The organism is Pseudoalteromonas shioyasakiensis (assembly GCF_022398475.1).
Taxonomy (GTDB): domain Bacteria; phylum Pseudomonadota; class Gammaproteobacteria; order Enterobacterales; family Alteromonadaceae; genus Pseudoalteromonas.
Genome location: NZ_JAKEVM010000225.1, coordinates 1 through 4006, shown reverse-complemented (window position 1 = coordinate 4006; position 4006 = coordinate 1). Strand labels below are relative to the sequence as shown.

At 41.3% G+C, this 4006-nt stretch carries 5 protein-coding genes; 4 read left to right on the top strand and 1 reads right to left on the bottom strand.

All coding sequences use genetic code 11. The features are described 5' to 3' along the window. Positions 1 to 86 precede the first annotated feature (86 nt). Genes aceK through L1D51_RS20755 form a run of 4 tightly spaced genes read left to right on the top strand, consistent with a single transcriptional unit; the run spans position 87 to position 3646 of the window. A complete protein-coding gene (gene aceK / locus L1D51_RS20770; RefSeq protein WP_239964729.1) occupies positions 87 to 1916 on the top strand; it encodes a bifunctional isocitrate dehydrogenase kinase/phosphatase in 1830 nt (609 codons plus the stop codon). A gap of 52 nt (positions 1917 to 1968) precedes the next feature. Then, positions 1969 to 2361: a hypothetical protein gene (locus tag L1D51_RS20765; RefSeq protein WP_054561986.1), complete on the top strand. Its 393-nt coding sequence runs from the start codon at positions 1969 to 1971 to the stop codon at positions 2359 to 2361. 8 nt (positions 2362 to 2369) lie between these two features. Further along, complete coding sequence (locus tag L1D51_RS20760) at positions 2370 to 3332, top strand: zinc-binding dehydrogenase (RefSeq protein ID WP_239964727.1); 963 nt, start codon at positions 2370 to 2372, stop codon at positions 3330 to 3332. A 53-nt stretch (positions 3333 to 3385) separates the two neighbouring features. Beyond that, on the top strand, positions 3386 to 3646 hold the full coding sequence (locus L1D51_RS20755; protein ID WP_054561248.1) for a DUF2999 family protein: 261 nt from the start codon (positions 3386 to 3388) through the stop codon (positions 3644 to 3646). 56 nt (positions 3647 to 3702) lie between these two features. Here L1D51_RS20755 and L1D51_RS20750 read toward each other — a convergent pair whose 3' ends face one another. Beyond that, complete coding sequence (locus L1D51_RS20750; RefSeq protein ID WP_054552938.1) at positions 3703 to 3909, bottom strand: helix-turn-helix transcriptional regulator; 207 nt, start codon at positions 3907 to 3909, stop codon at positions 3703 to 3705. Positions 3910 to 4006: the final 97 nt, after the last annotated feature.

Below are 4006 nucleotides of genomic sequence, written 5' to 3'. Positions count from 1 at the left end.
ATCTTTATTAATTACCTAAATTAAAGCGCGCTTGCTATTGTGTGTAAACAAGGCGACTAAAATAATCAGCATAAGCGATAAAAATAATGCCACAGCAAAGTTCACATTTGGCTGTTAAATCACACAGCGAACAGTTAAATCAGGTCGTAGCGACTAAGCTTGCCCGTGCGGTGTATGCTGGCTTTGAGGCTATGTTTGCAGAGTTTCTAAATATTACCCTCGGTGCACAAAGTCGTTTTGAACAGCGCCAGTGGCATCAAGTTCAAGGGGCTATGAAATCGCGATTGCAAGTTTACGAAGGGCAAGTAAAAAAAGTAAGCCAAGCGGTAAAAATTATTGCTTATAGCGAAGTAGACGACCCAGCGCTTTGGTTATTAGCCAAACAAATATACGCAGAAATGGTGCAAAGCCATGAAAACCAGCCTATTGCTCATACCTTTTTTAACTCAACCTTCGGTGCAATTTGGGACTCACGAAAAATCCGCAATGTGCACTTGTTTGTACTAAAAGCACGATATCAACTGGGGCCAAGACCCTTTGATTCATTGGTTAGCCGCATTTCCCTGCAAAATGGCTTTGAAAGTGCGATTAGTAGCTTGATCAAGCGCCATGTATTTCGGTCACAATACGCTGATTTTACTGATGATGTTGCCATGTTACAGCGTACCTTGATTGCTGGAGCGAAACAACAATGCCCACAAGTTTATGAGCTGCTTGCTCTCAACGATGGCTATATTGAATACGCTAATTCATTGTTTTTCAGAAATAAAGCGTGCTACATCATAGGTCGTTGTATTGCTAAAAATGGCGATAACATGCCATTTGCGATTGCGCTATTAAACAGTGAAAAAGGTCTTCACATTGATGCTGTGATGATGGGAGCTGATCAACTCAGCTTGTTGTTTGGCTTTGCGCGTACTTATTTTATGGTCGACACTGACCAACCCGCCCGATATGTTGATTACCTCAGTGTTTTAATGCCTCATAAGCAACGTTTTGAGCTGTTTAATGCCATAGGCTTTATCAAACACGCGAAAACCGAGTTTTATCGTTATAAAGTTGATACCACCCGTAATAGCCCCGTTGACGATAAATACACACTTGCGCCGGGTACACCGGGCATGGTGATGCTGGTATTTACCACCCCAGGCTCAGATTATGTGTACAAGGTAATAAAGGATAAATTTAGTGCGCCAAAAACGGCCACCAAACAACAAGTAATGGCTAAGTACGACTTTGTTAAACAAGCCGACCGAGTAGGCCGGCTAGTTGATACCCACGAATTTCGTTATTTAGCGTTTGATTTAAGCCGATTTAGTGATGAGCTTATACAAACAATGCAGCAGCAAATTGGCGATAGCTTAGTGATTTCAGGGAATGCACTTATATTGCGCCATGTGTATGTAGAGCGCAAAATGACGCCGCTTAATTTGTATATCAACGACTGTGATGAGCGAAAACTGCAGCAAGTAATGGTTGATTACGGTAAAGCGATAAAAGAGCTTGCGGGGGCTAATATTTTCCCCGGTGATATGCTGATGAAAAACTTTGGTGTAACCCGTTGGGGAAGAGTGGTGTTTTATGACTACGATGAAATTTGTCCGATGACAGAGTGTCAATTTAGAGAGCTGCCAAAAACCGATGACTCATTAGATGAGCTCAGCAGCGAAAGCTACTTTGATATCGCAGAAAACGACGTATTTCCGAGCCAGTTTAAAGTATTTTTTAGCGCTAATAAGCGAGCGTTTGATCACTTCAATGCTGCACATCAAGATATTTTCACTGCCACGATGTGGCAGCAATTACAAACTGCGATAAACGATGGGCAATTGCTTGATGTTTATCCTTATAAGCAGTCTTGGCGCTTTTCGTCGATGAGAGCTCAAATGAAAAAATCTCAAGCTATAACTGTTTAATAGGAACATAGTGTTAGCGTATGCTATTGAAAAAATTGCTAAGGAACGCACTATGAAAAACACACTGTTATTATCGAGTTTATTTATTTCGTCTATGGTAAGCGCCAATCCGTTATTAGGTAGCTGGCAATTTGTTGAAGGCAAATATGCAACCAATGACGGCTATGTGACGGCAAAAGCGCCAGAAATTACCTCTGTTAAACTGATTACACCCAGTCATTTTAGCTATATCACCCAAAAGCAAGGCAACTTTCATTATGCTGGTGGCGGCAAATATGTTTTGCAAGACCAGCAATTTATCGAAACTTTTTCCTATGGTAATGTTCCTTCACTACTTGGTAAGACCATGGCATTTGATTACAAAATAAAAGGTGACTTGTGGCACCACACCTTGTATGAAAATGGCAAATTAGTCGAAGCTGAGATCTGGCAACGAATTAAATAGAAGGTGATATGCGTTATATTAAGCACGAAGACTCACAGTTACATTTTGCGCAAACAGATAAACCAGCCCTAAAAGATAACGAAGTTCTTATTGCTGTTGCAGCAATCGGCGTTAATCGGGCAGATTGTTTACAGCGACAAGGTAAATATCCTGCGCCCAAAGGTGACAGTGAAATTCTAGGGTTAGAATGCGCCGGTACCATTGTTGAGCAAGGCAGTGCAGTATCGGGAGATTGGCTTAATAAACGCGTTTTTGCCTTGTGTGCGGGCGGTGCTTACAGCGAGTATGTTGCCGTTGATGCTGCACAAGTAATGCCGTTACCAGATGAAATGACAATGGCCCAAGGCGCTGCTATCAGTGAAGTATACTTAACGGCTTTTTCTGCCTTATTTCAATTAGGTCAGCTCAAAGCGGGGCAGACGGCACTGATCCATGCGGGAGCTAGTGGTGTCGGTGGGGCGGCAATTCAAATGGCAAAACGCGCAGGCGCTCAAGTGGTGATCACCGCAGGCAGCGATGAAAAGTGTGAGCATGCCAAACAGCTTGGTGCAGACCACACCATTAATTATAAAACCACCGACTTTGTAGAGTATTTCAAAGCCAATAATTTTCAGGCTAATACCATTGTTGATCCTGTCTCAGGAAGCTATTTAAATAAAAATGCTGCCGTTGCAGCAATGGATTGCCAAATTGTGATGTTAGCGTTTTTAGATGCGCGCTTTGCTGAGGTTGACTTTGCAAGGCTGCTTAGCAAACGTATTTCCTTTCATGCATCAACTTTGCGTAATCGTTCAATTGAGTTTAAACGTCATTTAAAAGAGCAGTTTATTTCGCGCTTTTATGATGACTTGGCCAACGGGCTGTTCGATTGCAATATCTATAAAACCTTAAATTGGCAAGAAGCGAATGAGGCTCACCGTATTTTAGATAACAACGAAAACTCGGGAAAAGTGGTGATGTTAGTTGAATAACATCAATTTGCCCATATTATTGGTTTTATTAGTAGTTAAAAGTAAAGGTTAATATGAACCCTATTATTGCAATGCTCAAAGAGCACAATGTAAGTGACGAGAAAGTGCGTGAGCTGTTTCAAGCGTTTATGGAAAACCCAATGATGGCAATGGGTCTGGTCCAACAGTTAGGTATCCCACCAGAAAAGCTTCAACAATTGATGGCATTAGTGATGACGCAGCCACACCTTATTAAAGAAGCGGCTGAATCAGTGGGTATCAGTGATGATGAAGTTGAGCAAGCCAAAGCGCAGTTCAAAAATCAGCAGTCATAAAATTAAATGATACGAATTTAAAAAAGGTTAGCTCTTTGGCTAACCTTTTTTGTTAATTACTGATACGAAAACACGTCGTCTAGTTTCTTATCAAACAGTTGAGCAATCTTAAAAGCCACCTCGAGCGAGGGTGAATATTTACCTTTTTCAATTGCTACTATAGTTTGCCTTGAAACGCCAACTGCCTCTGCCAATGCTTGCTGAGTCATTTCGTTGTGATGAAATCGAAGTTCCCGAATGGTATTACTGAGCTGTTTTGTCATCTAGCTGTCTCTTCGATATAAATACGCTTTGCTGGCAATAGTAATAATTTCACTGGCTAAAAAACCAATAATAAGAAAGTGCATAATATTATATAGA

What these genes read in the sequence shown, in the direction of transcription:
- aceK (WP_239964729.1), top strand. Translation starts at nt 87, where the DNA reads ATGCCACAGCAAAGTTCACATTTGGCTGTTAAATCACACAGCGAACAG.
- L1D51_RS20760 (WP_239964727.1), top strand. Translation starts at nt 2,370, where the DNA reads ATGCGTTATATTAAGCACGAAGACTCACAGTTACATTTTGCGCAAACA.
- L1D51_RS20750 (WP_054552938.1), bottom strand. Translation starts at nt 3,909, where the DNA reads ATGACAAAACAGCTCAGTAATACCATTCGGGAACTTCGATTTCATCAC.
- L1D51_RS20755 (WP_054561248.1), top strand. Translation starts at nt 3,386, where the DNA reads ATGAACCCTATTATTGCAATGCTCAAAGAGCACAATGTAAGTGACGAG.
- L1D51_RS20765 (WP_054561986.1), top strand. Translation starts at nt 1,969, where the DNA reads ATGAAAAACACACTGTTATTATCGAGTTTATTTATTTCGTCTATGGTA.